Here is a 24,522-nt window from a genome sequence, read left to right on the forward strand (position 1 = left end):
CCTCACCCTTCAAGGAGAAGAGTTCCGATGGCCGACTTCCGCCGTCCGCCCGAATGGCAGCAGAGCGCCGACCGCCACACGCAGCTGACCGATCCGGTGCTGACCGTGCGGCAGCTGACGCGCTTCGAGTACGTGACCCGCAAGCCGGTCACCCAGATCGATCACGCGCTGGTGTTCGTCACCTCCAGGGGCGAGTACGACACCTTCCTGCCGCCCCACCGCCCCGTACGCGCGGACATGGCGACGCGGCGCTACACCGCCGTCTACGAGGTGGACATGGGGATCCATCCGGTGAGGACGGAGCTGGCCCTGCCCAGCGACAACGACGCGTTCGAGTTCGGGGTGGCGGTCGACCTGTCCTGGCAGGTCCTGGAACCGGACGTGTTCGTCAGGAGCGGCCACCGCCACGTCCCCGAACTCCTGCTCGGCGAACTGCAGCAGGCCGCGCGGCCGGTCACCCGGGCGTTCCCCGTCCACCGCAGTTCCGAGGCCGAGCAGGCGGTGCTGCGGGCGGTACAGGCGCAGGGGCCGCTGGGGGCGACGGCCGGACTCCTGGTCACCTGGACCGTGCGACTACGCCGGGACGACGACAACATCGCGCACGAGAAGCGCAAGCAGGCCATCGAGCACCAGAGCGCGGAGCAGGTCCTCATCGCCCAGCGCGGCATGGACATCGATATGGAGGTCGACCGCCGCTCCCGGCAGCAGGACCTGCTCCTGACGGGGAGGTCCCTCGAACACCAGCGGCAGCAGCACGAACTGGCCATGCAGCAACAGGCGCTCCAGCACCAGCACGCGCTGCTCGCGGGTCGCCAGGACCTCGAACTCCAGGCCCTGCAGGCGCAGAAGATCAATTTCTACGCCTACCACCTCCAGCACGGCGGGGTGCACGCATGGGCACTCCACCTCTCCGAACACCCGGAGGACTCCCGGCTGGTGATGCAGTCCATGCGTGACGACCAGCTACGGCTGATCCAGCAGCAGAAGGAGCTGGTCTCGGAGCTGCTCGGGGGCAAGCACGCGGAGGCGTTCGAGCTCGACGGGCCCAAGGAGCTCGCGCTCAGGACCGTCACCGAGATCCTTGCGCAGCGGCTGCCGGGAGTGGCCGACACCGTACCGACCCCGGCCCCGCCGGCCCCGCTAGCACCGGCGGACGGCGCACTCCCCGCGCCGCCGTCGCCGCCCGGCGCCGTCCCCGGGCAGCCCGTCGCCGAACCACCGGTGGCCGAATCCCACCCCCCGGCCGCCGGGGCGGCGGTCGGGGCACCGCCCTTCGACGGGTACGCACCGGTGCCGCAGACCTACGGACCGCCGCCGGTCCGGCAGCCTCCGTACGGCCCCCCGGTCGGGGCCCCGCCCGGGCCGGCCGTGCCACCGCCCTACGGCTTCCCGCCCCCGCAGCCTCCCGGCGTACCCACCGTGCCGGCCGCCACCCCGCCTCCGATGCCCGCCATGCCCTTCGCCGCCCCGCCGCAGGGCGCCACCCCCGAGGCTCAGGACGAGCCCTCCGCCGCCACGGACCGGGAAGGCCGGCCGTCATGACGGCCGACCCGGCCGGGGTGCGCCGGGACGCCGCCTCCCTGGAGGCAGCCGGCCGGCTGCTCACCGACGCCCGCAGCGAGATCGCACGCGCCGACAGCAAGGCCGCGGTACTTGCCGGGGCCCTCGGGGTGACCGTGGGGGTCGTCAGCGGTTTCCTGACGGCCAGGCGCTGGCGCCCGTGGGATCTGAGCGGATTCAGCAGCGTGCTGTGGTGGGCCGGGGCCTGCTGCGTGGCACTGGCACTGCTGTCCCTGCTCATGGCGATCCTGCCGCGGTACCGGCCGAGCACCTGGGCACCGGGGCAGACGCTCACCTACTTCGCCGACACCCGGCGGGCCTCGTCCCAGGGCCTGCTGGCGCAGGCCCTGGCCGACACCGCCCGCTCCCCGGCCGAAGCCCTGCTCGTCTCACTGGCGGAGACCAGCCGCATCGTCGCGGACAAGCACCGCTGGATACGGATCGGCCTGGCCGCCTTCTTCCTCAGCACCTTCTTCTTCCCGGTCGCGGGACTCCTGGGCTGAGCCGCCCCATCACCAGGACCGCGCCCGTCCCGCACACCCGAGGAGACCGATGACCCACCCGCCCGGCCACGACGGACCACCGCCCGAGTACCCACGGCGCACCATCGCCCACGCGACGGACCCCGCGCCCCGATACCCCGGCACGCCCGCGAACACCGCACCCCAATACCCCGGCACACCTCCCCCCGGATATCCCGGGACTCCAGGCCCGGTCCCGAACCCCGTGCCGGCCCAGCCGGAGCGCCACCCCCACGAGATGGACTTCGAGCAGCGGCGCGTCCACCTCACCGCCCGCCAACGGGGCGCGGACGCCACCGCGCTGAGCCGGCTCCTCGTACAGGTACCCGCGTTCCTCTGCAGCCTCGCCGTGGTGACCGGCTTCTCGACGGCGTTCTTCGGGTCGGCGGCCTGGCTTCCCATCACCGTCTGGGTGCTCAGCGGCGCACTGGTCTTCCACCGCCCCACGGAGAGCCTCCTCGCCCGCACGCTGCTGCGGCTACGTGCTCCGACCCCTGCCGAACGGGCCCGGCTGGAGCCGGTGTGGCGCGAGGTCACGGCGCGGGCGGGCGTCGACCATCAGCGGTACGAGCTGTGGATCGAGGAGAACGACGGCATCAACGCGTACGCCGCGGCCGGCCACATCGTCGGCGTCACCACCTTCTCGCTGAACCACCTGCCCAACGGCCAGCTGGCCGCCGCGCTCGCCCACGAACTCGGCCACCACACGGGCGGCCACGCCTGGGCCTCCCTGCTGGGCCAGTGGTACGCGCAGCCGGCCGAGCTGACCTGGCGGGCGATACGCGGAATGTCGAGGCTCGCGCTGCGCGTGGCACGCGTCATCTCGCTGCCGGCGACAGGATTCCTGTTCCTGCTGTTCGGCTGCGGTGTCCTGGCCTTCGTAGCGGCGGCCTGGATGATCGTCCTGCCGATGGCGGTCGCTCCGTACCTGCTGGCCCTGGTCAACAGGAGAGCCGAGCTCCGGGCCGACGCCCACGCGGCCGGCCTGGGCTTCGCACACCCCCTCGCCGGGGTCCTGCACACCATGCAGACGCACGAGGAGGCCCGGTACGCGGCTGCGGGCGCCAGGGCCCCCCGTACCGGCGGTCTCGCCAAGCTGCTGTCCTCGCACCCCGACTACGCGGACCGGCTGCGGCGCCTCCAGCCCTACCTCGACGACCGTCCACCGCGGTGACACCGGAGCCGGACACGCCGAAGGGCGGCCACCCCGTACGAAACGGGGTGACCGCCCTTCGGTCGTATCAAGCGACTCGCTTACTGGTTGTACGGACCGTAGTCGTAGTCCTCCAGCGGAACGGCCTGGCCGGAGCCCGTGCCGAACGGCGAGTAGTCGATGTCGTCGTAGCCGACGGCCGAGTACATCGCGGCCTTGGCCTCCTCGGTCGGCTCGACCCGGATGTTGCGGTAGCGGGACAGACCCGTACCGGCCGGGATGAGCTTACCGATGATGACGTTCTCCTTGAGGCCGATCAGGGAGTCCGACTTGGCGTTGATCGCCGCGTCGGTCAGAACCCTGGTCGTCTCCTGGAAGGACGCCGCCGACAGCCACGACTCGGTGGCGAGCGAGGCCTTGGTGATACCCATCAGCTGCGGACGGCCGGAGGCGGGGTGACCGCCCTCGGTGACCACACGACGGTTCTCGACCTCGAACTTCGACCGCTCGACGAGCTCGCCCGGCAGCAGCTCCGCGTCGCCGGACTCGATGATCGTCACGCGGCGCAGCATCTGCCGGATGATGATCTCGATGTGCTTGTCGTGGATCGACACGCCCTGCGAGTTGTAGACCTTCTGGACTTCGCCGACCAGGTGGACCTGGACCGCGCGCTGACCGAGGATCCGCAGCACGTCGTGCGGGTTCGTGGCACCGACGGTGAGCTTCTGGCCCACCTCGACCGCGTCGCCCTCGCCGACCAGCAGACGGGCACGCTTGGAGATCGGGAACGGCGTCTCCTCGCTGCCGTCGTCCGGCGTGACGACGAGCTTCTTGGTCTTCTCGGTCTCCTCGATCCGGACACGGCCCTTGGCCTCCGAGATCGGGGCGACACCCTTGGGCGTACGGGCCTCGAAGAGCTCGACGACTCGGGGCAGACCCTGCGTGATGTCGTCACCGGCCACACCACCGGTGTGGAAGGTACGCATCGTCAGCTGGGTACCGGGCTCACCGATGGACTGGGCGGCGATGATGCCGACCGCCTCACCGATGTCGACCAGCTTGCCGGTGGCGAGCGAGCGTCCGTAGCAGAAGGCACAGGTGCCGACCGCGGACTCACAGGTCAGGACCGAGCGGGTCTTGACCTCCTCGACGCCGGCGCCCACGAGGGCGTCGATCAGGACGTCACCGAGGTCGACGTTGGCAGGCGCGATGACCTTGCCGTCGATGACGACGTCCTCGGCGAGCATGCGGGCGTAGACCGAGGTCTCGACATCCTCCGTCTTGCGGAGCACACCGTCCGCACCCTTGACGGCGATCTTCAGCTTGAGGCCGCGGTCGGTGCCGCAGTCCTCCTCGCGGATGATCACGTCCTGCGAGACGTCCACCAGACGACGGGTCAGGTAACCCGAGTCGGCGGTACGCAGGGCGGTGTCCGCCAGACCCTTACGGGCACCGTGCGTGGAGATGAAGTACTCCAGAACGGTGAGGCCCTCACGGAAGGACGCCTTGATCGGACGCGGGATGGTCTCGTTCTTCGCGTTCGACACCAGACCACGCATACCCGCGATCTGACGCATCTGCATCATGTTTCCTCGGGCACCCGAGTCAACCATCATGAAGATGGGGTTCGTCTTCGGGAAGTTCGCGTTCATCGCCTCGGCAACCTCGTTGGTCGCCTTGGTCCAGATCGCGATGAGCTCCTGCGTGCGCTCGTCCTTGGTGATCAGACCGCGCTCGTACTGCTTCTGGACCTTCTCGTCCTGCTCCTCGTAGCCCTTGACGATGGCCTTCTTGGCCTCGGGGACGACGATGTCGGCAACAGAGACGGTGACCCCGGAACGGGTCGCCCAGTGGAAGCCCGCGGCCTTCAGGTTGTCGAGCGTCGCCGCCACGATGACCTTGGGGTAACGCTCGGCCAGGTCGTTGACGATCTCGGAGAGCTGCTTCTTGCCCACCGAGTAGTCGACGAACGGGTAGTCCTCGGGCAGCAGCTCGTTGAAGAGCGCGCGGCCCAGGCTCGTACGCAGCCGGAAGGTGTCACCCGGCTGGTACTCGGGCTCGCCCTCCTCGGCGACCGGCGGCACCCAGCCACGCGGCGGGATGGTGCCCACCGGGAAGCGGATGTCGACCTGCGCCTGGAGCGAGAGCTCGCGGGCGTCGAAGGCCATGATGGCCTCGGCGGTCGAACCGAACGCCCGGCCCTGACCGATGACCTTGCGCTCCTCCTCGTCCGTGGTGAGGAAGAAGAGGCCCAGCACCATGTCCTGGGTAGGCATGGTGACGGGACGGCCGTCCGCCGGCTTCAGGATGTTGTTCGAGGACAGCATCAGGATGCGGGCCTCGGCCTGCGCCTCCGCGGAGAGCGGAAGGTGCACGGCCATCTGGTCACCGTCGAAGTCCGCGTTGAACGCGGTGCAGACGAGCGGGTGGATCTGGATGGCCTTGCCCTCGACCAGCTGCGGCTCGAAGGCCTGGATGCCGAGTCGGTGCAGGGTGGGTGCACGGTTCAGCAGCACCGGGTGCTCGGCGATGACCTCTTCGAGGACGTCGTACACGACGGTGCGGCCACGCTCGACCATGCGCTTGGCCGACTTGATGTTCTGCGCGTGGTTCAGGTCCACCAGGCGCTTCATCACGAACGGCTTGAAGAGCTCCAGCGCCATCGCCTTCGGCAGACCGCACTGGTGCAGCTTGAGCTGCGGACCGACGACGATCACGGAACGCGCGGAGTAGTCCACACGCTTGCCGAGGAGGTTCTGACGGAAACGGCCCTGCTTGCCCTTCAGCATGTCGCTGAGGGACTTCAGGGGGCGGTTACCGGGACCGGTGACCGGGCGACCGCGGCGGCCGTTGTCGAACAGTGCGTCGACGGCCTCCTGCAGCATCCGCTTCTCGTTGTTCACGATGATCTCGGGGGCACCGAGGTCAAGGAGACGCTTGAGGCGGTTGTTGCGGTTGATCACACGGCGGTACAGGTCGTTCAGGTCGGAGGTCGCGAAGCGGCCACCGTCCAGCTGCACCATCGGACGCAGGTCCGGCGGGATGACCGGCACGCAGTCGAGCACCATGCCCTTGGGCTTGTTGCTCGTCTGCAGGAACGCGGAGACGACCTTGAGGCGCTTGAGCGCACGGGTCTTCTTCTGGCCCTTGCCGGTACGGATGATCTCGCGGAGGCGCTCGGCCTCCTCGTTGAGGTCGAAGGACTCCAGGCGCTTCTGCAGGGCAGCAGCACCCATGCAGCCGTCGAAGTACGTGCCGAAGCGGTCACGCAGCTCGCGGTAGAGCAGCTCGTCGCCCTCGAGGTCCTGGACCTTGAGGTTCTTGAAGCGGCTCCACACCTCGTCGAGACGGTCGATCTCGCGCTGCGCACGGTCGCGCAGCTGCTTCATCTCACGCTCGGCACCTTCGCGCACCTTGCGGCGCACGTCGGCCTTGGCGCCCTCGGCCTCGAGCTCGCCGAGGTCGGTCTCGAGCTTCTTGGCACGGTTCTCGAGGTCCGAGTCGCGACGGTTCTCGACCTGCTGGCGCTCGACGGAGACATGCGCCTCCAGCGACGGGAGGTCGCGCGTGCGGCGCTCCTCGTCGACGAACGTGATCATGTACGCGGCGAAGTAGATGACCTTCTCGAGGTCCTTCGGCGCGAGGTCCAGCAGGTAGCCCAGGCGCGACGGGACGCCCTTGAAGTACCAGATGTGGGTGACGGGAGCGGCAAGCTCGATGTGGCCCATGCGCTCACGACGCACCTTGGCGCGCGTGACCTCGACGCCACAACGCTCACAAATGATGCCCTTGAAGCGGACACGCTTGTACTTGCCGCAGTAGCACTCCCAGTCCCGGGTCGGACCGAAGATCTTCTCGCAGAAGAGTCCGTCCTTTTCGGGCTTGAGCGTGCGGTAGTTGATGGTCTCCGGCTTCTTCACTTCGCCGTGGGACCAGGTCCGGATGTCGTCCGCGGTGGCAAGGCCGATCCGCAGCTCGTCGAAGAAGTTGACGTCGAGCACTTGTCGTCAATCCCTCTTTCGGGGGTTCGAGCCCCCTCGCCTGAGCGAGAAATCGGGGCACTTCAGCAATGGTCTGAACGGGTCCGGGGAGAGCCGGCCGGATCACTGGGATCCGGCCGGCCAACCCGTCAGACCTCTTCGACGCTGCTCGGCTCGCGCCGGGACAGGTCGATACCGAGCTCCTCCGCCGCGCGGAAGACGTCCTCGTCCGTGTCACGCATCTCGATGGACATACCGTCCGAGGACAGCACCTCCACGTTGAGGCAGAGCGACTGCATTTCCTTGATGAGCACCTTGAAGGACTCGGGAATGCCGGGCTCGGGGATGTTCTCGCCCTTGACGATCGCCTCGTAGACCTTCACGCGGCCGGTCACGTCGTCGGACTTGATCGTCAACAGTTCCTGGAGGGCGTATGCGGCGCCGTATGCCTCAAGGGCCCACACCTCCATCTCACCGAATCGCTGCCCACCGAACTGCGCCTTACCACCCAGCGGCTGCTGCGTGATCATGGAGTACGGTCCGGTCGAACGGGCGTGGAGCTTGTCGTCGACCAGGTGGTGCAGCTTGAGGATGTACATGTAGCCGACCGAGACCGGCTCGGGGAACGGCTCACCGGAGCGGCCGTCGAACAGGTTGGCCTTGCCCGAGGGCTGGACCAGCCGGTTGCCGTCGCGGTTCGGGATCGTGGCCTCGAAGAGGCCGGTGATCTCGTCCTCGCGGGCGCCGTCGAAGACGGGGGTCGCGACGTTGGTGCCGGGGGCGACCTGGTCGGCGCCGATGGACTGCAGGCGCTTGGCCCACTCGTCACCGAGGCCGGAGACGTCCCAGCCGCGGCTGGCGAGCCAGCCGAGGTGGATCTCCAGGACCTGTCCCGGGTTCATTCGGGACGGGACACCCAGCGGGTTGAGGATGATGTCGACCGGGGTGCCGTCCTCCAGGAACGGCATGTCCTCGATCGGCAGGATCTTCGAGATGACGCCCTTGTTGCCGTGACGGCCGGCGAGCTTGTCACCATCGGTGATCTTGCGCTTCTGCGCGACGTAGACGCGGACCAGCTGGTTCACGCCCGGCGGCAGCTCGTCGCCCTCTTCGCGGTCGAAGACGCGGACGCCGATGATCTTGCCGATCTCGCCGTGCGGGACCTTCAGCGAGGTGTCGCGCACCTCGCGCGCCTTCTCACCGAAGATCGCACGGAGCAGGCGCTCCTCCGGCGTCAGCTCGGTCTCACCCTTGGGCGTGACCTTGCCGACGAGGATGTCCCCGGCCGTGACCTCGGCACCGATACGGATGATGCCGCGCTCGTCGAGGTCCGCGAGGACCTCTTCGGAGACGTTCGGGATGTCCCGGGTGATCTCCTCCGGGCCGAGCTTGGTGTCACGGGCGTCGACCTCGTGCTCCTCAATGTGGATCGAGGAGAGGACGTCGTCCTGCACCAGACGCTGCGACAGGATGATCGCGTCTTCGTAGTTGTGGCCCTCCCACGGCATGAACGCCACGAGGAGGTTCTTGCCGAGCGCCATCTCGCCCTGCTCGGTGGCCGGACCGTCCGCGAGGACCTGGCCCTCGACGACCCGGGAGCCCTCGTCGACGACAACCTTCTGGTTGACCGAGGTGCCCTGGTTCGAGCGGGAGAACTTGGCGATGCGGTACGTGGTGTACGTGCCGTCGTCGTTGGTGACGGTGATGTAGTCCGCGGAAACCTCCTGGACCACACCGTCCTTCTCCGCCTTGATGACGTCACCGGCGTCGACCGCACAGCGGTACTCCATGCCGGTGCCGACGAGCGGAGCCTCGGACGTGATCAGCGGCACGGCCTGACGCATCATGTTCGCGCCCATGAGGGCACGGTTGGCGTCGTCGTGCTCGAGGAACGGGATCATGGCGGTCGCGACCGACACCATCTGGCGCGGCGAGACATCCATGTAGTCGACGTCGTCGCCGGGGATGTAGTCGACCTCTCCGCCACGACGGCGGACCAGGACGCGCGGCTCGGTGAACCGCATGTCCTCGGAGAGCGTCGCGTTCGCCTGGGCGATCACGAAGCGGTCTTCCTCGTCGGCGGTCAGGTAGTCGACGTCGTCGGTGACGACACCCTCGACGACCTTGCGGTACGGCGTCTCGACGAAACCGAACGCGTTGACGCGTCCGTACGAGGCGAGCGAACCGATCAGACCGATGTTCGGGCCTTCGGGGGTCTCGATCGGGCACATGCGTCCGTAGTGGGACGGGTGCACGTCTCGGACCTCGAAGCCGGCCCGCTCACGGGACAGACCACCCGGGCCGAGCGCCGAGAGACGGCGCTTGTGGGTGAGACCCGACAGCGGGTTGTTCTGGTCCATGAACTGCGACAGCTGGCTGGTGCCGAAGAACTCCTTGATGGAGGCGACGACCGGCCGGATGTTGATCAGGGTCTGCGGCGTGATCGCTTCGACGTCCTGGGTCGTCATGCGCTCACGCACGACGCGCTCCATACGAGCCAGACCCGTACGGACCTGGTTCTGGATGAGCTCGCCGACGTTACGCAGACGACGGTTGCCGAAGTGGTCGATGTCGTCGGTCTCGACGACGATCTGGGTACCGCTCTCGCCGACCGTCTCGGTCTCCCCGGCGTGCAGCTTCACCAGGTACTTGATGGTCGCGATGATGTCGTCGCTGGTGAGGACACCCGCGTCGAGCGGCTCGTCGGCGCCGAGCTTCTTGTTCACCTTGTAGCGGCCGACCTTCGCGAGGTCGTAGCGCTTCGGGTTGAAGTAGAGGTTCTCGAGCAGCGTCTGAGCAGCCTCACGCGTGGGCGGCTCGCCCGGGCGCAGCTTGCGGTAGATGTCGAGCAGCGCGTCGTCCTGGCCCTGGGTGTGGTCCTTCTCCAGGGTGGCGCGCATCGACTCGTACTCGCCGAACTCCTCGAGGATCTGCTCGGTGGTCCAACCGAGAGCCTTCAGGAGAACGGTGACGGACTGCTTGCGCTTGCGGTCGATACGGACACCGACCATGTCGCGCTTGTCGATCTCCATCTCCAGCCAGGCACCCCGGGACGGGATGATCTTGGAGGAGAAGATGTCCTTGTCGGACGTCTTGTCGATGGAGGAGTCGAAATAGACACCCGGCGAGCGGACCAGCTGCGACACGACGACACGCTCGGTGCCGTTGATGACGAAGGTGCCCTTGTTGGTCATGAGCGGGAAATCGCCCATGAAGACCGTCTGGGACTTGATCTCGCCGGTCTCGTTGTTGGTGAACTCGGCCGTGACGAAGAGCGGCGCGGCGAACGTGAAGTCGCGCTCCTTGCACTCGTCGATGGAGTTCTTCGAGGGCTCGAACCGGTGGTCGCGGAACGTGAGCGACATCGACCCGGAGAAGTCCTCGATCGGCGAAATCTCCTCGAAGATCTCTTCCAGGCCGGACTTGGTGGGGACGTCTTGTCCGCTGTCCAGAGCAGCCTCGACGCGAGCCTTCCAGGCGGCATTACCGAGGAGCCAGTCAAAGCTCTCGGTCTGCAGCGCGAGGAGGTTCGGAACCTCGAGGGGCTCCCTGATCTTTGCAAAAGAGATGCGCAGCGGGGCGGTGCTGGCACCGTTGTTCGTATTCGAGGTCGAGGCGTTGCGCGAGGCGGCCAAGAGGGGGTCCTTCCGAGGGCTCGGACTCACTACGCGCGTACCGGCCCCAAGCCGCACACAGAGACAGAAATCCCAAGATCAGGGAAAGGTCGGTCATCGGTGCTAGGCGTGGGCATGCCCCTGGTGACGGGCAGGAGGCAGCTAACAGGCAGCGCAAAGGGTCAGTGTAGCCAAGCGGCACACTGATGTCCAGTCGGGGTTCTCAGAGACCCACGTTGCTCTCAACAGCTGTTCTCAACACCTATGAATAGCCCTCGCGCGGTGTGCGCTCTTCTTTACTGCCCTCTTCGTTCTCGATCCATGCCTCGGATCCGGATCGAGATGACGACGTCCTGAGAATTGCGCGCCGCGTGCGGTTCGTCAAGGCCCCCGGGCCCGGACGGACATCCTGCGATCTTCACCTGGGGCCCCAGGACGCCTGTTGACGCCCCCTGGGGGACACACGGCGAAGATCACCCTACTCGCCGCCGCCGGAAGATCAAGGCAGCCTCCGTGGGTACGCCAAAGGGCGACCACCCGATTGGGTGATCGCCCTTTGCGATGTGACATCCCTGCCTCGCGGCAGAGACGGTCCTGAGGAGTCAGATGACTCGCAGGGTCACTTGACCTCGACGGAGGCGCCGGCGCCCTTGAGGGACTCGGCAGCCTTCTCGGCGGCCTCCTTGGCGACCTTCTCGAGGACGGGCTTCGGGGCGCCGTCGACGAGGTCCTTGGCCTCCTTGAGACCCAGCGAGGTCAGCTCACGCACGACCTTGATGACCTGGATCTTCTTCTCGCCGGCACCCGTGAGGATGACGTCGAACTCGTCCTGCTCCTCAGCGGCCTCGGCGGCCGGGCCGGCGCCCGCGGGACCGGCTACGGCGACCGCGGCGGCGGCGGTGACGTCGAACTTCTCCTCGAACGCCTTAACGAACTCGGAGAGCTCGATGAGGGTGAGCTCCTCGAACTGGGCGAGCAGGTCTTCCTGGCTGAGCTTCGCCATGATGGCGTCCTTCCACTAATTCGGCAGGTGCCGGATGTATATGTAGGCGGGCGTACGGGCCCGCTGCGAGCCGTGGACGCGGAGTGTTACTCCGCCACCTCGGCGTCGGCGGGAGCCGGCGTACCGGCACCGCCCTGCTCGGCCTTCTTGGCGCGAAGCGCTTCCGCGGTGCGGACGAACTTCGACGGCAGAGCCTGGAAGAGCTGCGCAGCCTGAGTCTGCTTGCCCTTCATGGCGCCGGCCAGCTTGGCGAGCAGAACCTCGCGGGACTCGAGGTCCGCGAGCTTCTTGATCTCATCGGCGGACAGCGCCTTACCGTCAAGGACACCGCCCTTGATGATGAGGTTGGGGTTGTCCTTGGCGAAGTCACGAAGACCCTTCGCCGACTCCACCGGGTCACCGGTGACGAAGGCAACCGCCGTCGGACCCGAGAACAGGTCGTCCAGCGTGTTGATCCCGGCCTCGTTGGCCGCAATCTTGGTCAGCGTGTTCTTCACCACGGCGTACTGGGCGTTCTCACCGAGCGAACGGCGCAGCTCCTTGAGCTGTGCCACGGTGAGACCCCGGTACTCGGTCAGCACAGCGGCGTTCGAGCTGCGGAACTGGTCCGTCAGCTCGGCTACCGCGGCAGCCTTGTCGGGCCTTGCCATGAGCATCGGCCTCCTTCCGGGTGATGAGGACCGCTCAGAAGGGCCGGGAAAGACGAAACGCCCCGGCGCAGGCGCCAGGGCGTAGCTCGACCGGACAAGTCCGGGAGCTTTCCACAGTCACCTGCGCAGGTCGTCCGTTCTCGACGGATCCTTCGGTCGCCGTCCCTCTTGCGAGAGCGCGGCAACGACCAGCGGTCTTTGGCTTCCTGTGGAGCGTACGCGACCGGGGCGTCCCGGAGCAAATCCGTCCCGGTTCGACCGGTGCGTGAGGTTTAGGACGCGCCCGGCCTCCGGAGGCGCCCGCCGAATTGCCCTGCTTCTGCAGGATGTCCTTGAAGTCGACCGTGTCGCCGGCCGCCGGCTTCTCCACCGTGGCGTCCGTGCCGTAGTCGCTGCAGAAGACCGTCGAATTGAGCTCGCCGGCCGTCGTGTCGCCCCGCTCGGTCTTCTTCACCAGCAGGTTGTCCTTGTCGACCCGGATGTCGACCGTCTCCGTCGTGATGCCGAGTTGGCCGAGCTGCTTCTTGAAGGCAGCAAGCTGTCCGGCGTCCAGCGCCGAGTTCTTCGCGGTCAGCTCCGCCACGTCGACGGTGCCCGAGTAGTGCGTCGTCGCGACGCCCCGTACGTCCTCCTGGCCGACCTTCCTGACGTCACCCGAGGCCGGCAGCGCCTTCACCCCCTGCTGCGGGGTGCTGTTCTGCATCTGGTCCTTCATGACCTCACCGGAGGCCCCCGCCGGCTCGGCGAGTTCCGCGTAGCCGTAGCGGATCCAGTGCTTGCCGCCCACGTTCGCGGCGAACGCGTCGCCCATGTCGGCGTAGTACTCGTCCTTGAGGTAGCGCGCCTGCATCGTGCCGTCGCCGCCGGACTTCTTCAGGGCGTCCCCCATGGTGCCCCCGGTGTACGTGATCTCCAGGGCGCCCGTGATCCCGTCCGACCAGTCGATGGCACCGGACTGCTTCATGGACATGCTGCTGCCCATCACGGTGGTGCCCTCGACCTTGGCCGACTGGGCCCCGCCGGTCTCCCTCTGCACCAGGCGCAGCGCCGCCACCGCGTCGGTCCGGGCCACTGCACCGCCGCTGCGGTCCTTGTCGGCCCTGGGGGACCCGGTGGAACCGTCCGGTCCACCGCAGGCCGCCACCGAGGCCGGCGCCGCTGCCGCCGCGATCAGGACTCCTGTACGCCGCACCGCCGTGATCGTCGTGTACCGCCCCACCCCTCGCTCACGATTTCGTTCCACGGATACGAGGACGGGCCCCGCACCTCGAAAGGTTGCGGGGCCCGTCACATGCCGTGAAACCGGCTACCGGGTGAGCACGGGTGCTCAGACGGAGGCCGGGTCCTCCTCGACGAGGAGGTTGCGCACGCGGTTGGAGTCCAGCGGGATGCCGGCGCCCATCGTCGTGCTCAGGGTCGCCTTCTTGATGAAGCGGCCCTTGGCGGCGGACGGCTTCAGGCGGAGGATCTCGTCGAGCGCCGCGCCGTAGTTCTCGACCAGCTTCGTGTCATCGAAAGAGGTCTTGCCGATGATGAAGTGCAGGTTCGAGTGCTTGTCGACGCGGAACTCGATCTTGCCGCCCTTGATGTCGTTGACAGCCTTGACGACATCGGGGGTGACGGTGCCGGTCTTCGGGTTCGGCATCAGACCACGCGGACCGAGCACGCGGCCCAGGCGGCCGACCTTGCCCATGAGGTCCGGGGTCGCGACGACGGCGTCGAAGTCCAGACGGCCCTTCGCCACCTCGTCGATGAGCTCGTCGGAGCCGACGATGTCGGCGCCCGCGGCTTCCGCGGCCGCAGCACGGTCACCGGTCGCGAAGACCAGGACCCGGGCGGTCTTGCCGGTGCCGTGCGGGAGGTTCACGGTGCCACGGACCATCTGGTCGGCCTTGCGCGGGTCAACGCCCAGGGCAAACGCGACCTCGACGGTGCTGTCGAACTTCGTGGAGGCGGTCTCCTTGGCGATACGGACGGCCTCGAGCGGGGCGTACTGGCGCTCCCGGTCGATCTTCGCGTCCGCAGCGCGGAGGTTCTTGCTGCGCTTCACTTCTACTCCTGTGGTTATCAGAGTGTGGAGTCGTGGTGCGGACCAGCGCTTGGTCCTACCACTGAGGGCTTACGGGGCTGAATCAGCCTTCGACCGTGATGCCCATGGAACGGGCGGTGCCAGCGATGATCTTCGACGCGGCGTCGAGGTCGTTGGCGTTCAGGTCGGGGAGCTTCGTCGTGGCGATCTCGCGGACCTGGGCAGCCGTCAGCTTGGCAACCTTGGTCTTGTGCGGCTCGCCGGAGCCCTTCTCCACGCCCGCAGCCTTGAGGATCAGCTTGGCGGCCGGCGGAGTCTTCGTGATGAAGGTGAAGGAGCGGTCGTCGTAGACCGTGATCTCCACCGGCACGACCATGCCACGCTGCGACTCGGTCGCGGCGTTGTAGGCCTTGCAGAACTCCATGATGTTGACGCCGTGCTGGCCCAGTGCGGGGCCGACCGGCGGGGCCGGGTTGGCCGCACCGGCGTTGATCTGGAGCTTGATAAGCCCCGTGACCTTCTTCTTCTTGGGAGGCATTGCTCTCTCCGGGTCCTAGTGAGAGTGTTTCGCCGCCATTCCGGTCATCCGGATGGAGGCATACCGCACAACGATAACGGGTATAGCTGCGCGACCAAAAACCGAGCAGGTCAGACCGGCTGCGAAGCCTGTCTGACCTGCTCGGTAGGCATGTGTCCGGAAGCCGGCGGAAACCGCTAGTTCTTCTGGATCTGGTCGAAGCTCAGCTCGACCGGGGTTTCGCGACCGAAGATCTCGACGAGGCCCTTGACCTTCTTCGAGTCGGCGTTGATCTCGTTGATCGTCGCCTGCAGCGTCGCGAACGGGCCGTCGGTGACGGTGACCGAGTCGCCCACCTCGAAGTCCAGCACCTGGACCTCGACCTTGCGGGCCGGAACCGGCTTGCCCTCGGCCTCTGCGGCCTCGCGGGCTGCCTTCTCCTCGGCCTCCGGAGCGAGCATCTTGACGATCTCGTCCAGGGTCAGCGGGTACGGGTCGTACGCGTTGCCCACGAAGCCGGTGACGCCGGGCGTGTTGCGGACAACACCCCAGGACTCGTTCGTCAGGTCCATGCGCACCAGGACGTATCCCGGGAGCTTGTTCTGACGGACGTTCTTGCGCTCACCGTTCTTGATCTGGACGATCTCTTCCTCGGGCACCTCGGCCTGGTAGACGAAGTCCTCGACGTTGAGCGAGACGGCGCGCTGCTCCAGGTTGGCCTTCACGCGCTTCTCGTAACCGGCGTACGTGTGGATGACGTACCACTCGCCGGGCAGACCGCGCAGCTCCTCGCGCAGGGCGGTGACGGCATCCACGGGGGCGGCCGGTTCGGCCTCCTCCGCGTCCTCGTCGGACTCGGCGGCGTCCTCGTCGGACTCCTCGGAGTCGGCGTCATCGGCGGCGTCCTCGTCGGACTCCTCGGAGTCGGCGGCGTCCTCGTCGGACTCGGCGGCCTCCTCGGCCACCACTTCCTCGTCGGACTCGACGTGCACGGCGTCCTGCTCGGCGGGCTCGCCCGCAGCGGCGTCAGCAGCTTCGACCTGGTCCGGCGCCACGGCATCTGCCGCCTCGACGATGTCGAGCTCGTCCTCGGCGGACTCGACGGCGCTCGCCGTAGGCTCGGCGTCGTCGTTCAGGTTCGGGTCAGACACGATGGCTGCTTCTTCCTGGATACAAATGGGTGGAACATGCGAAAGGGGCGCCTGTGAGGCGCCCTCCGCGGGGATCAGCCGAAGACGTACTTGATGACCCGCGCGAAACCGAAGTCAATCACGGTAACAAGACCGATCATGACGACGACGAACACGATCACCACGGACGTGTACGTCGTCAGCTGGCTGCGAGTGGGCCAGACGACCTTGCGCAGCTCGGCAACGATCTGGCGGTAGAACAGCGCGAGCCGGCCCAGAGGGCCCTTCTTGCCGCGCTTGCCGCCCTTCCGGGTCTTCTTCTTCGACTCGGGGGCCTCATCATCGGCATCAGGCATGTCGATGGAGCCCACGGCGTCCGTCACGCTACTCACCTGATTCCGGGTCGTGGCCGTGCCGCGCCCGGTGGAGCCGCACGGCGATGCATTGAAGTACGTACATGCGCACACATCCTGGCGAAGGAGTGTGTAGCAGGGCCGGAGGGACTTGAACCCCCAACCGCTGGTTTTGGAGACCAGTGCTCTACCAATTGAGCTACGACCCTTTGTGGTTTTCACCAACCTACCGCATCTTCCCCGGTGGGCCGGGTGCAAAAACGGTGCGGCTGATGAAGGCCAACGACAGGTGAGTGTACGTGCTCAGGGGCGCCGCGTCGAACAGACAACTACCGACCGGTCCTGTCCGGATGCTGTCCGAGTCCTGTCCGGTCCCTGAAACCCCTGTGCCGACGGTAAATCGTGTCTGCGAGCATGGGGGCATGAGCGCTGCAACTTCTCCGTCCGAGCGCCGGGTTTCGGCCCGCATCGGTGCGATCTCCGAGTCCGCCACCCTCGCCGTCGACGCCAAGGCCAAGGCCCTCAAGGCCGCTGGGCGTCCGGTGATCGGCTTCGGCGCCGGCGAGCCCGACTTCCCGACCCCCGGCTACATCGTCGACGCCGCGATCGAGGCCTGCTCCAACCCGAAGTACCACCGCTACACCCCGGCAGGCGGGCTCCCCGAGCTCAAGGCCGCCATCGCAGAGAAGACGCTGCGCGACTCCGGCTACGAGGTCGAGCCGTCCCAGGTCCTGGTGACCAACGGTGGCAAGCAGGCCATCTACGAGGCCTTCGCCGCCATCCTGGACCCGGGCGACGAGGTCATCGTCCCCGCCCCGTACTGGACCACCTACCCCGAGTCCATCCGTCTCGCGGGCGGCGTCCCGGTCGAGGTCGTGGCCGACGAGACCACCGGCTACCGGGTCTCCGTCGAGCAGCTCGAAGCGGCCCGCACCGAGCGCACGAAGGTCGTCCTGTTCGTCTCGCCGTCCAACCCGACGGGCGCCGTCTACGACAGGGCCGACACCGAGGCGATCGGCCGCTGGGCCGTCGATCACGGGCTGTGGGTCCTGACCGACGAGATCTACGAGCACCTGGTCTACGGCGACGCGGAGTTCACCTCGCTCCCCGCGCTCGTACCCGAGCTGCGCGACAAGTGCATCGTGGTCAACGGAGTCGCGAAGACCTACGCGATGACCGGCTGGCGGGTGGGCTGGATCGTCGGCCCGAAGGACGTCGTCAAGGCCGCGACCAACCTCCAGTCGCACGCCACGTCCAACGTCAGCAACGTCGCCCAGGTCGCCGCGCTGGCCGCGGTCTCCGGCCCGCTGGACGCGGTCGCCGAGATGCGGACCGCCTTCGACCGCCGCCGCCGGACGATCGTGCGCATGCTCAACGAGATCGACGGCGTGCTCTGCCCCGAGCCCGAGGGCGCGTTCTACGCCTACCCGTCGGTGAAGGCGCTGCTCGGCAAGGAGATCCGGGGCAGGCGTCCGGCCGACTCGGCCGAGCTCGCGGCCCTCATCCTGGACGAGGCCGAGGTAGCCGTCGTACCGGGTGAGGCCTTCGGTACGCCGGGCTACCTGCGGCTGTCGTACGCGCTGGGCGACGACGACCTCGTCGAGGGCGTCTCGCGGCTCCAGAAGCTGCTGGGCGAGGCCCGCGACTGACCCGCGTACCTCTGCGGAAAGGTGGCCCCCGGCTCCGGCCGGGGGCCACTTCTTTGTTCGAGCAGTACCTCAGGAGGGGATCGGGCTACCGCGACACGCCCCATGTGCGGCAAGATCCTTCAATGGAGCGTGACGTACGGCTTTTGCCCAAGGCCCACCTGCATCTGCACTTCACCGGGTCGATGCGGCCCACCACCCTGCTCGAACTGGCGGACAAGTACGGGGTGCGCCTCCCCGAGGCGCTGACCAGTGGTGAGCCGCCTCAGCTGCGGGCCACCGACGAGCGCGGCTGGTTCCGATTCCAGCGCCTCTACGACATCGCGCGATCCTGCCTGCGCTCCCCCGAGGACATCCAGCGGCTCGTGCGCGAGGCCGCCATGGAGGATGTCGCGGACGGCTGCGGATGGCTGGAGATCCAGGTCGACCCCACCTCGTACGCCCCGCTGCTCGGCGGGCTCATCCCGGCCATCGAGATCATCCTGGACGCCGTGGACAGCGCGGCCCGCGATACCGGGCTCGGGATCCGGGTCGTGATCGCGGCGAACCGGATGAAGCACCCGTTGGACGCCCGGACGCTGGCACGGCTCGCCGTGCGGTACGCGGACCGGGGTGTCGTCGGCTTCGGACTCTCCAACGACGAGCGCCGCGGCATGGCGCGCGACTTCGACCGTGCGTTCGCCATCGCCCGCGAGGGCGGCCTCCTCGCCGCCCCGCACGGCGGCGAGCTCTCCGGGCCCTCCAGCGTCCGGGACTGCCTGGACGACCTCGGCGCGGCCCGGATCGGGCACGGCGTGCGGGCAGCCGAGGATCCCCGGCTGCTGCGCAAGCTCGCGGAGCGTGGGGTGACCTGCGAGGTCTGCCCGGCCTCCAATGTGGCACTGGGCGTCTACGAGAAGCCTGCGGACGTACCCCTGCGCACTCTGTTCGACGCGGGGGTCCCGATGGCGCTCGGCGCGGACGACCCGCTGCTGTTCGGTTCGCGACTGGCTGCCCAGTACGACCTCGTACGACGCCACCACGCCTTCACCGACGAGGAACTGGCCGAGCTGGCGCGGCAGTCCGTACGCGGGTCGGCGGCACCGGTCGAAGTCCGGGAGAAGCTGCTGGCCGGAGTCGACGCGTGGCTGGCCACCTGATTCCGCCCAGCAGGGTGCGGCGGTTCGAAGCGGCGAACTCGTCCAGCGGCTGCGGGGCCCTGTCCTGGGGTGCCGTCTCGCAGGCGACGGCGCGCCGGGCGCAGGGGGCCAGCAGCAGGGACGCGGCGGTGTAGGTGTCGGCGTCCGTCCGGACACGGCCGTCCCGCTGAACGCCCGGCCTCGGTTGCAGGCCCTGCTACAGGCTGACGCCGACCGTCACGGGTTCGTTGACGAGCGTGACTCCGAAGGCCTCGTGAACCCCCGCGACGACTTCGCGGGCCAGGGCCAGCAGATCATCGGTTGTCGCGCCGCCGCGGTTGGTGAGGGCGAGCGTGTGCTTGGTGGAGATGCGGGCCGGGCCCGTGCCGTAGCCCTTGGTGAAGCCCGCCTTGTCGATGAGCCAGGCCGCGGAGGTCTTCACGCGGCCCTCGCCTGCGGGGAAGGCCGGAGGGGCGGCGTCCGCGCCGAGGCGCTCCCTGGCGCGGGCGAGGAAGGCGGCGTGTTCCGCCTCGTCGAGGATCGGGTTGGTGAAGAAGGATCCTGCCGACCAGGTGTCGTGGTCCTCCGGGTCGAGCACCATGCCCTTCCCCGCCCTCAGCTTCAGGACCGTTTCGCGGGCGGCTGCGGCGGGAACGCGATCGCCCTGCTCGACGCCCATGGCACGGGCCGTCTCGGGGTAGCGGAGAGGCGCGGACTGCCCGCCCGCCTCTTCCAGCTCGAAACGGACACGGAGCACCACGAAGCGGTCGGGCTCGGCCTTGAAGCGGCTGTGCCGGTACGAGAACGCGCATGCGGCGTTCGGGACGGTGACCGTCTCACGGGTGGACCGGTCGTAGGCGACGACCTCGGTGATGACCGAGGACACCTCCTGCCCGTACGCACCGACGTTCTGGATCGGCGTCGCCCCGGCGGACCCGGGGATCCCGGCGAGGCACTCGATGCCTGCCAGGCCCGCCTCGACCGTACGGGCCACGGCGTCGGTCCAGACCTCGCCGGCCGCCAGTTCCAGCCTCGTACCCGAAAGCTCGAAGCCCTTGGTCGCGATGCGCAGGGCGGTTCCGTCGAAGCCCTTGTCGCCGATGACCAGATTGGAGCCGCCGCCGATGACCAGCAGCGGGGTGCCGCTCTCGTCGGCCTCACGCACGGCGGCGACCACCTCGGCGTCGGTCGTGGCCGTCAGAAGGCGACTGGCGGGGCCGCCGAGCCGGAAGGTGGTCAGGGGGGCGAGGGGGGCATCGTGGAGTTCCTGCACGGGGACAAGAGTACGGTCCGCGGTCCCACCGCTCGGGCGGGGCCACGGACCGTACACGCACGGCAGCAGGTCAAACGGCCATGGGGTCCGGCCCTCGGCCGGCTCGGGGTCCGTCAGCCGCACCGTCCGCCGAACCCGGACCGACGGGCTCGCGACGGCCACTGCGCCACACGCCGGCGGAGCGAGGGACACCCCGAAGGAGAGCGCCCCACCCTGCTCCCGCCGGCCCCGTACCTCAGGCCAGCCGGACCACGGCGCGGGACATGCCCAGCACCTTCTTGCCGTCGCTCATCGCCGTCAGGTCCACCCGCACCAGGTTGTCGTCGAGCTTCGCGGCAACCTTGCCGCTGACCTCGACCACCGCACCCGTGTCGTCGTTCGGCACGACGACCGGCCTGGTGAACCGCACCCCGTACTCGACGACCGCACCCGGGTCACCGGTCCAGTCCGTGACCACCCGGATCGCCTCGGCCATGGTGAACATGCCGTGTGCGATCACATCCGGGAGACCGACCTCGCGCGCGAACTTCTCGTTCCAGTGGATCGGGTTGAAGTCACCCGACGCGCCCGCGTACTGCACCAGCATCGCCCGGGTCACCGGAAACGACTGCGCCGGCAGCTCCGTACCGACCTCGACCGCCTCGTACGCAATCCTCGCCGTCATCACGCCTCCTCGGCGGCACGGGCCACCAGCTTCGTCCACGCGGTCACGACATGCTCACCCGACTCGTCGTGCACCTCGCCGCGGACGTCCACGATGTCGTTGCCCGCCATCGACTTGATGCCCTCGATCGTCGAGGTGATCGTCAGCCGGTCCCCCGCCCGTACCGGACGCACGTACGCGAACTTCTGGTCACCGTGCACCACACGGCTGTAGTCCAGACCGAGCTCCGGATCCTGTACCACCTGACGCGCGGCCCTGAAGGTGATCGAGAAGACGAACGTGGGCGGAGCGATCACATCCGAATGCCCCAGGGCCTTTGCGGCCTGCGGATCCACGTACGCAGGATTGGTGTCACCCACCGCCTCCGCGAACTCCCGGATCTTCTCCCGGCCGACCTCGTACGCCAGAGTGGGCGGATAGGTCCGCCCCACGAAGGACTGGTCGAGCGCCATGAGCTCGCTACCTCCTGATGAAAGTCGAATAGGGCCAAGCGCAACCCATACAACGACACGAGGCCGCCCCCAAAGGGGACGGCCTCGTGTACGAGCCTGTTTTTAGCGCGTTTCGCGGTGCGCAGTGTGCGAGTTGCAGCGCGGGCAGTGCTTCTTCATCTCAAGACGGTCCGGGTTGTTACGCCGGTTCTTCTTGGTGATGTAGTTCCGCTCCTTGCACTCCACGCAGGCCAGCGTGATCTTCGGGCGGACGTCGGTGGCAGCCACGTGAGTGCTCCTTGGACGGACGGATGGACGGATGAACGCAAAAAAGAGTAGCCGATCGAAGGACCGACCCCACAATCGGCTACCGTTAGTAGCGGTGACCGGACTTGAACCGGTGACACAGCGATTATGAGCCGCTTGCTCTACCGACTGAGCTACACCGCTTTGATGACGAGTCTCCCCGCCGAAGCGGGGTTACCCGATCACCAGAGCCCCAATGCGGAATCGAACCGCAGACCTTCTCCTTACCATGGAGACGCTCTACCGACTGAGCTATTGGGGCGAGCGAGGAAGACATTACACGGTCCCTCGCCGATCGCCCAAATCCGTTTCGACCGCCCGCACCCGGACCTTGATCGGCCTCTTGGCCGACCCTGCGCCCAACCCCCTGATCAGGCCCTTGATCAGGGACTGGTCAGAAACTGATCAGGGACTGATCGGGGGCTGCGCCACCGCCTCGCACCGGCCGGTAACCCCCGCGAACACACCCGCCCCGCACACACCGCAGAACCACAGCAGTACGACTATTCAGCGCCTCCTCCAAGCGCACCCGACACCCCCATAGGCTCCAACCACTCTGCGTGATCTTGCCTCTCCCTGGAGTGCGATGCCCCACAGCGAGCCGCACCGGCCGGACAACAACGCGACGGGCCCCGGAGCCACCGCCGGCGCAGGCGCACTCCTCCTCAGCGGCGCCCGGCTCGCCGACGGGCGCGCCGTCGACGTACGGATCCGTGGCCCCCACATCGAAGCCGTCGCCACCGCAGGCACCCTCACCGACCACGGCACGCGCCTAGACCTGCGCGGCTACCTCCTGCTCCCCGCCCCCGCCGAACCCCACGCACACAGCGACACGGCACTCACCGCCGACAGCCTCAGCCCCCCGCCCCACTCCATCGAGGACATCCGGCGCCGCACCACCGAGGCCGCCCTGATCCAGCTCAGCCACGGCGCCACCGCCCTGCGGACCCACGTGCACATCGGGGACGGAGAAGGGCTCGCACCCCTCGAAGCCGTCCTCCAGGCCCGCCGCTCCCTGCGCGGACTCACCGACATCGTCACCGTCGCCGCGCCCCGGCTCCTCACCGGCACCGCGGGCGCCGGCAACCTCGCCATGCTCCGCGACGCCATGGACATGGGCGCGGGCGTCGTCGGCGGCCGCCCCGGCCTCGACCCCGACCCGGACGGCTACACCGAAACCGTCCTGGACATCGCCGCCTCACACGGCCGCCCCGTCGACCTCCACACCGACGGTGACGACCCCGACCACCTGGTCCGCCTCGCCGCCATGGCCCACGGGCTGCGCCCAGGCGTCTCCATCGGCCCCTGTGCGGCCCTCTCCCGGCTCCCCGCCGAAGCTGCCTCCCGCACCGCCGACCGGCTCGCCTCCGCCGGCGTAACGGTGATCTGCCTCCCCCAGGGCAACTGCTCGGGCGCCGCACACCGCGGAACCCCGCCCGTACCCCTGCTGCGCGCCGCAGGGGTACGCGTCGCCGCAGGCAGCGGCGCCGTGCGGGACACCACGAACCCCGTCGGCCGCGGTGACCCCCTGGAGGCCGCCTACCTGCTCGCCTCGCAGAGCGGCCTGGGCTCCGAGCACGCCTACGACGCCGTCTCCGGCGCTGCCAGAGCAGCCATGGGCCTGCCCGGCGTACGGATCGAAGCCGGTTTCCCGGCCGAACTGCTTGCCGTACGGGGAGAACGGCTCTCCGGAGTGCTCTCCCTCGCGTACAGCCGGATCGTGGTGCACCGAGGACGCGTCGTCGCGCGGACCAGCGCGGTACGCGAGTACTGCGACTCCGAGACCACCACCCTGGACCTCCCCCGCCAGGGACGTACCGATTCCGGCCCCGGCGGCGGGCCTTGAGCGCAAACGCACGCTCCGGCGTACGGTCGTGAGCATGCGCATTGTCATTGCAGGTGGACACGGTCAGATCGCACTGCGGCTGGAGCGGCTGCTCGCTGCACGCGGCGACGAAGCGGTGGGCATCATCCGCAACCCGCAACAGAGCGAGGACCTCCGGGAGGCAGGAGCCGAACCTTCGGTCCTCGACCTCGAATCGGCCTCCGTCGAAGAGGTCGCAGCGGTCCTGCGCGGCGCGGACGCGGCGGTCTTCGCCGCCGGCGCCGGCCCGAACAGCGGCAGCGAACGCAAGGACACCGTGGACCGCGGCGCAGCGGTGCTCTTCGCGGACGCCGCGGAACGGGCAGGGGTGCGCCGCTACCTCGTCGTCTCCTCGATGGGCGCCGACGCCGACCACCCCGGCAACGAGGTGTTCGACGTCTACCTGCGCGCCAAGGGTGCCGCGGACGCCGACGTACGCTCCAGGCCCGCGCTCGACTGGACGATCCTGCGCCCCGGGATGCTGACCGACGACGCGGGCACCGGCCAGGTGCTGCTCGCCGCCTCGACGGGTCGCGGCCCGGTCCCGCGCGACGATGTGGCCGCGGCTCTGGTGGAGCTGCTGGACACTCCTGCGGCTGCGGGCCTGACGCTGGAACTGATCGCCGGGAACGTGCCGGTGGCGGTCGCGGTGAAGGACATCGCCGGGAACTGATCCCCGTCCCTTCCTGCATCGTCCAGCTCCCGGACGG

At 68.3% G+C, this 24,522-nt stretch carries 19 protein-coding genes, 3 tRNA genes and 1 pseudogene; 7 read left to right on the forward strand and 16 right to left on the reverse strand.

The genetic code is table 11. The annotated features are described in order from the left end of the window. The first annotated feature begins 27 nt into the window (after positions 1–27). From ACFWBQ_RS29005 to ACFWBQ_RS29015, 3 genes are read left to right on the forward strand one after another with little or no spacing between them, the layout of a single operon-like run. The gene (locus ACFWBQ_RS29005; RefSeq protein WP_385501912.1) at positions 28–1,542 is read left to right on the forward strand and encodes a hypothetical protein; all 1,515 of its coding nucleotides are present in this window, start codon (positions 28–30) and stop codon (positions 1,540–1,542) included. Then, the gene (locus ACFWBQ_RS29010) at positions 1,539–2,063 is read left to right on the forward strand and encodes a Pycsar system effector family protein (RefSeq protein WP_385501914.1); all 525 of its coding nucleotides are present in this window, start codon (positions 1,539–1,541) and stop codon (positions 2,061–2,063) included. Before ACFWBQ_RS29005 ends, ACFWBQ_RS29010 begins: the two co-directional genes overlap by 4 nt. Before the next feature lie 49 nt (positions 2,064–2,112). Beyond that, positions 2,113–3,255, forward strand: a complete 1,143-nt coding sequence (locus ACFWBQ_RS29015; protein WP_385501920.1) for a M48 family metalloprotease — start codon at positions 2,113–2,115, stop codon at positions 3,253–3,255. A gap of 80 nt (positions 3,256–3,335) precedes the next feature. Here the strand turns inward: ACFWBQ_RS29015 and ACFWBQ_RS29020 are convergent, their stop codons facing one another. The 10 genes and pseudogenes from ACFWBQ_RS29020 to ACFWBQ_RS29065 all read right to left on the reverse strand — a co-directional run bounded on the left by ACFWBQ_RS29020 (position 3,336) and on the right by ACFWBQ_RS29065 (position 16,719). Next, positions 3,336–7,235, reverse strand: coding sequence for a DNA-directed RNA polymerase subunit beta' (locus ACFWBQ_RS29020; protein WP_385501923.1), 3,900 nt, complete (start codon positions 7,233–7,235; stop codon positions 3,336–3,338). Positions 7,236–7,363: 128 nt separating this feature from the next. Continuing rightward, complete coding sequence (gene rpoB / locus ACFWBQ_RS29025) at positions 7,364–10,849, reverse strand: DNA-directed RNA polymerase subunit beta (protein WP_385501927.1); 3,486 nt, start codon at positions 10,847–10,849, stop codon at positions 7,364–7,366. A gap of 598 nt (positions 10,850–11,447) precedes the next feature. Further along, the gene (rplL, locus tag ACFWBQ_RS29030) at positions 11,448–11,831 is read right to left on the reverse strand and encodes a 50S ribosomal protein L7/L12 (RefSeq protein ID WP_329040029.1); all 384 of its coding nucleotides are present in this window, start codon (positions 11,829–11,831) and stop codon (positions 11,448–11,450) included. Positions 11,832–11,917: 86 nt separating this feature from the next. Next, positions 11,918–12,481 carry a 50S ribosomal protein L10 gene (rplJ, locus tag ACFWBQ_RS29035; protein ID WP_383181591.1) on the reverse strand — a complete coding sequence of 188 codons (564 nt, stop codon included), beginning with the start codon at positions 12,479–12,481 and terminating at the stop codon, positions 11,918–11,920. A gap of 292 nt (positions 12,482–12,773) precedes the next feature. Further along, a pseudogene (locus ACFWBQ_RS29040) lies at positions 12,774–13,682 on the reverse strand (hypothetical protein); the annotation flags it as partial. Positions 13,683–13,808: 126 nt separating this feature from the next. Continuing rightward, positions 13,809–14,531, reverse strand: coding sequence for a 50S ribosomal protein L1 (gene rplA / locus ACFWBQ_RS29045; protein WP_385501938.1), 723 nt, complete (start codon positions 14,529–14,531; stop codon positions 13,809–13,811). Between the two features lie 82 nt (positions 14,532–14,613). Beyond that, positions 14,614–15,048, reverse strand: a complete 435-nt coding sequence (gene rplK, locus ACFWBQ_RS29050; RefSeq protein ID WP_329208309.1) for a 50S ribosomal protein L11 — start codon at positions 15,046–15,048, stop codon at positions 14,614–14,616. Between the two features lie 176 nt (positions 15,049–15,224). After that, entirely contained in the window at positions 15,225–16,178 is a 954-nt protein-coding gene (nusG, locus tag ACFWBQ_RS29055) for a transcription termination/antitermination protein NusG (RefSeq protein WP_385501944.1), read from the reverse strand. Positions 16,179–16,252: 74 nt separating this feature from the next. Then, positions 16,253–16,540, reverse strand: a complete 288-nt coding sequence (gene secE / locus ACFWBQ_RS29060; RefSeq protein WP_385501946.1) for a preprotein translocase subunit SecE — start codon at positions 16,538–16,540, stop codon at positions 16,253–16,255. Positions 16,541–16,646: 106 nt separating this feature from the next. Next, positions 16,647–16,719: transfer RNA gene (locus ACFWBQ_RS29065), tRNA-Trp, on the reverse strand. Positions 16,720–16,932: 213 nt separating this feature from the next. On the opposite strand from ACFWBQ_RS29065, the gene ACFWBQ_RS29070 reads away from it, so the two are divergent. Both ACFWBQ_RS29070 and ACFWBQ_RS29075 read left to right on the forward strand, forming a co-directional pair. After that, positions 16,933–18,159, forward strand: coding sequence for a pyridoxal phosphate-dependent aminotransferase (locus tag ACFWBQ_RS29070; RefSeq protein ID WP_385501949.1), 1,227 nt, complete (start codon positions 16,933–16,935; stop codon positions 18,157–18,159). Between the two features lie 122 nt (positions 18,160–18,281). After that, complete coding sequence (locus tag ACFWBQ_RS29075; RefSeq protein ID WP_385501954.1) at positions 18,282–19,295, forward strand: adenosine deaminase; 1,014 nt, start codon at positions 18,282–18,284, stop codon at positions 19,293–19,295. A 196-nt stretch (positions 19,296–19,491) separates the two neighbouring features. On the opposite strand, the gene ACFWBQ_RS29080 is transcribed toward ACFWBQ_RS29075, so the two are convergent. The 6 genes from ACFWBQ_RS29080 to ACFWBQ_RS29105 all read right to left on the reverse strand — a co-directional run bounded on the left by ACFWBQ_RS29080 (position 19,492) and on the right by ACFWBQ_RS29105 (position 22,210). Next, entirely contained in the window at positions 19,492–20,547 is a 1,056-nt protein-coding gene (locus tag ACFWBQ_RS29080; protein WP_385501956.1) for a UDP-N-acetylmuramate dehydrogenase, read from the reverse strand. 235 nt (positions 20,548–20,782) lie between these two features. Beyond that, complete coding sequence (locus tag ACFWBQ_RS29085) at positions 20,783–21,211, reverse strand: MaoC family dehydratase (RefSeq protein WP_385501958.1); 429 nt, start codon at positions 21,209–21,211, stop codon at positions 20,783–20,785. Beyond that, positions 21,211–21,663, reverse strand: a complete 453-nt coding sequence (locus tag ACFWBQ_RS29090; RefSeq protein WP_385501960.1) for a MaoC family dehydratase N-terminal domain-containing protein — start codon at positions 21,661–21,663, stop codon at positions 21,211–21,213. The genes ACFWBQ_RS29085 and ACFWBQ_RS29090 overlap by 1 nt, the downstream gene beginning before the upstream one ends. A 102-nt stretch (positions 21,664–21,765) precedes the next feature. Further along, positions 21,766–21,930 carry a 50S ribosomal protein L33 gene (rpmG, locus tag ACFWBQ_RS29095; RefSeq protein WP_003956487.1) on the reverse strand — a complete coding sequence of 55 codons (165 nt, stop codon included), beginning with the start codon at positions 21,928–21,930 and terminating at the stop codon, positions 21,766–21,768. 89 nt (positions 21,931–22,019) lie between these two features. Continuing rightward, positions 22,020–22,092, reverse strand: a tRNA-Met gene (locus ACFWBQ_RS29100). A 45-nt stretch (positions 22,093–22,137) separates the two neighbouring features. Next, positions 22,138–22,210 (reverse strand) — tRNA-Thr (locus ACFWBQ_RS29105). Positions 22,211–22,534: 324 nt separating this feature from the next. Between ACFWBQ_RS29105 and ACFWBQ_RS29110 the strand changes: the two genes are divergently transcribed. After that, positions 22,535–23,794, forward strand: a complete 1,260-nt coding sequence (locus ACFWBQ_RS29110) for an amidohydrolase family protein (RefSeq protein ID WP_385501961.1) — start codon at positions 22,535–22,537, stop codon at positions 23,792–23,794. A 34-nt stretch (positions 23,795–23,828) separates the two neighbouring features. After that, positions 23,829–24,485, forward strand: coding sequence for an SDR family oxidoreductase (locus tag ACFWBQ_RS29115; RefSeq protein ID WP_385501962.1), 657 nt, complete (start codon positions 23,829–23,831; stop codon positions 24,483–24,485). The last annotated feature ends 37 nt before the right edge of the window (positions 24,486–24,522 follow it).

It is taken from the genome of Streptomyces sp. NPDC060035 (assembly GCF_042736635.1).
Taxonomy (GTDB): Bacteria; Actinomycetota; Actinomycetes; order Streptomycetales; family Streptomycetaceae; genus Streptomyces.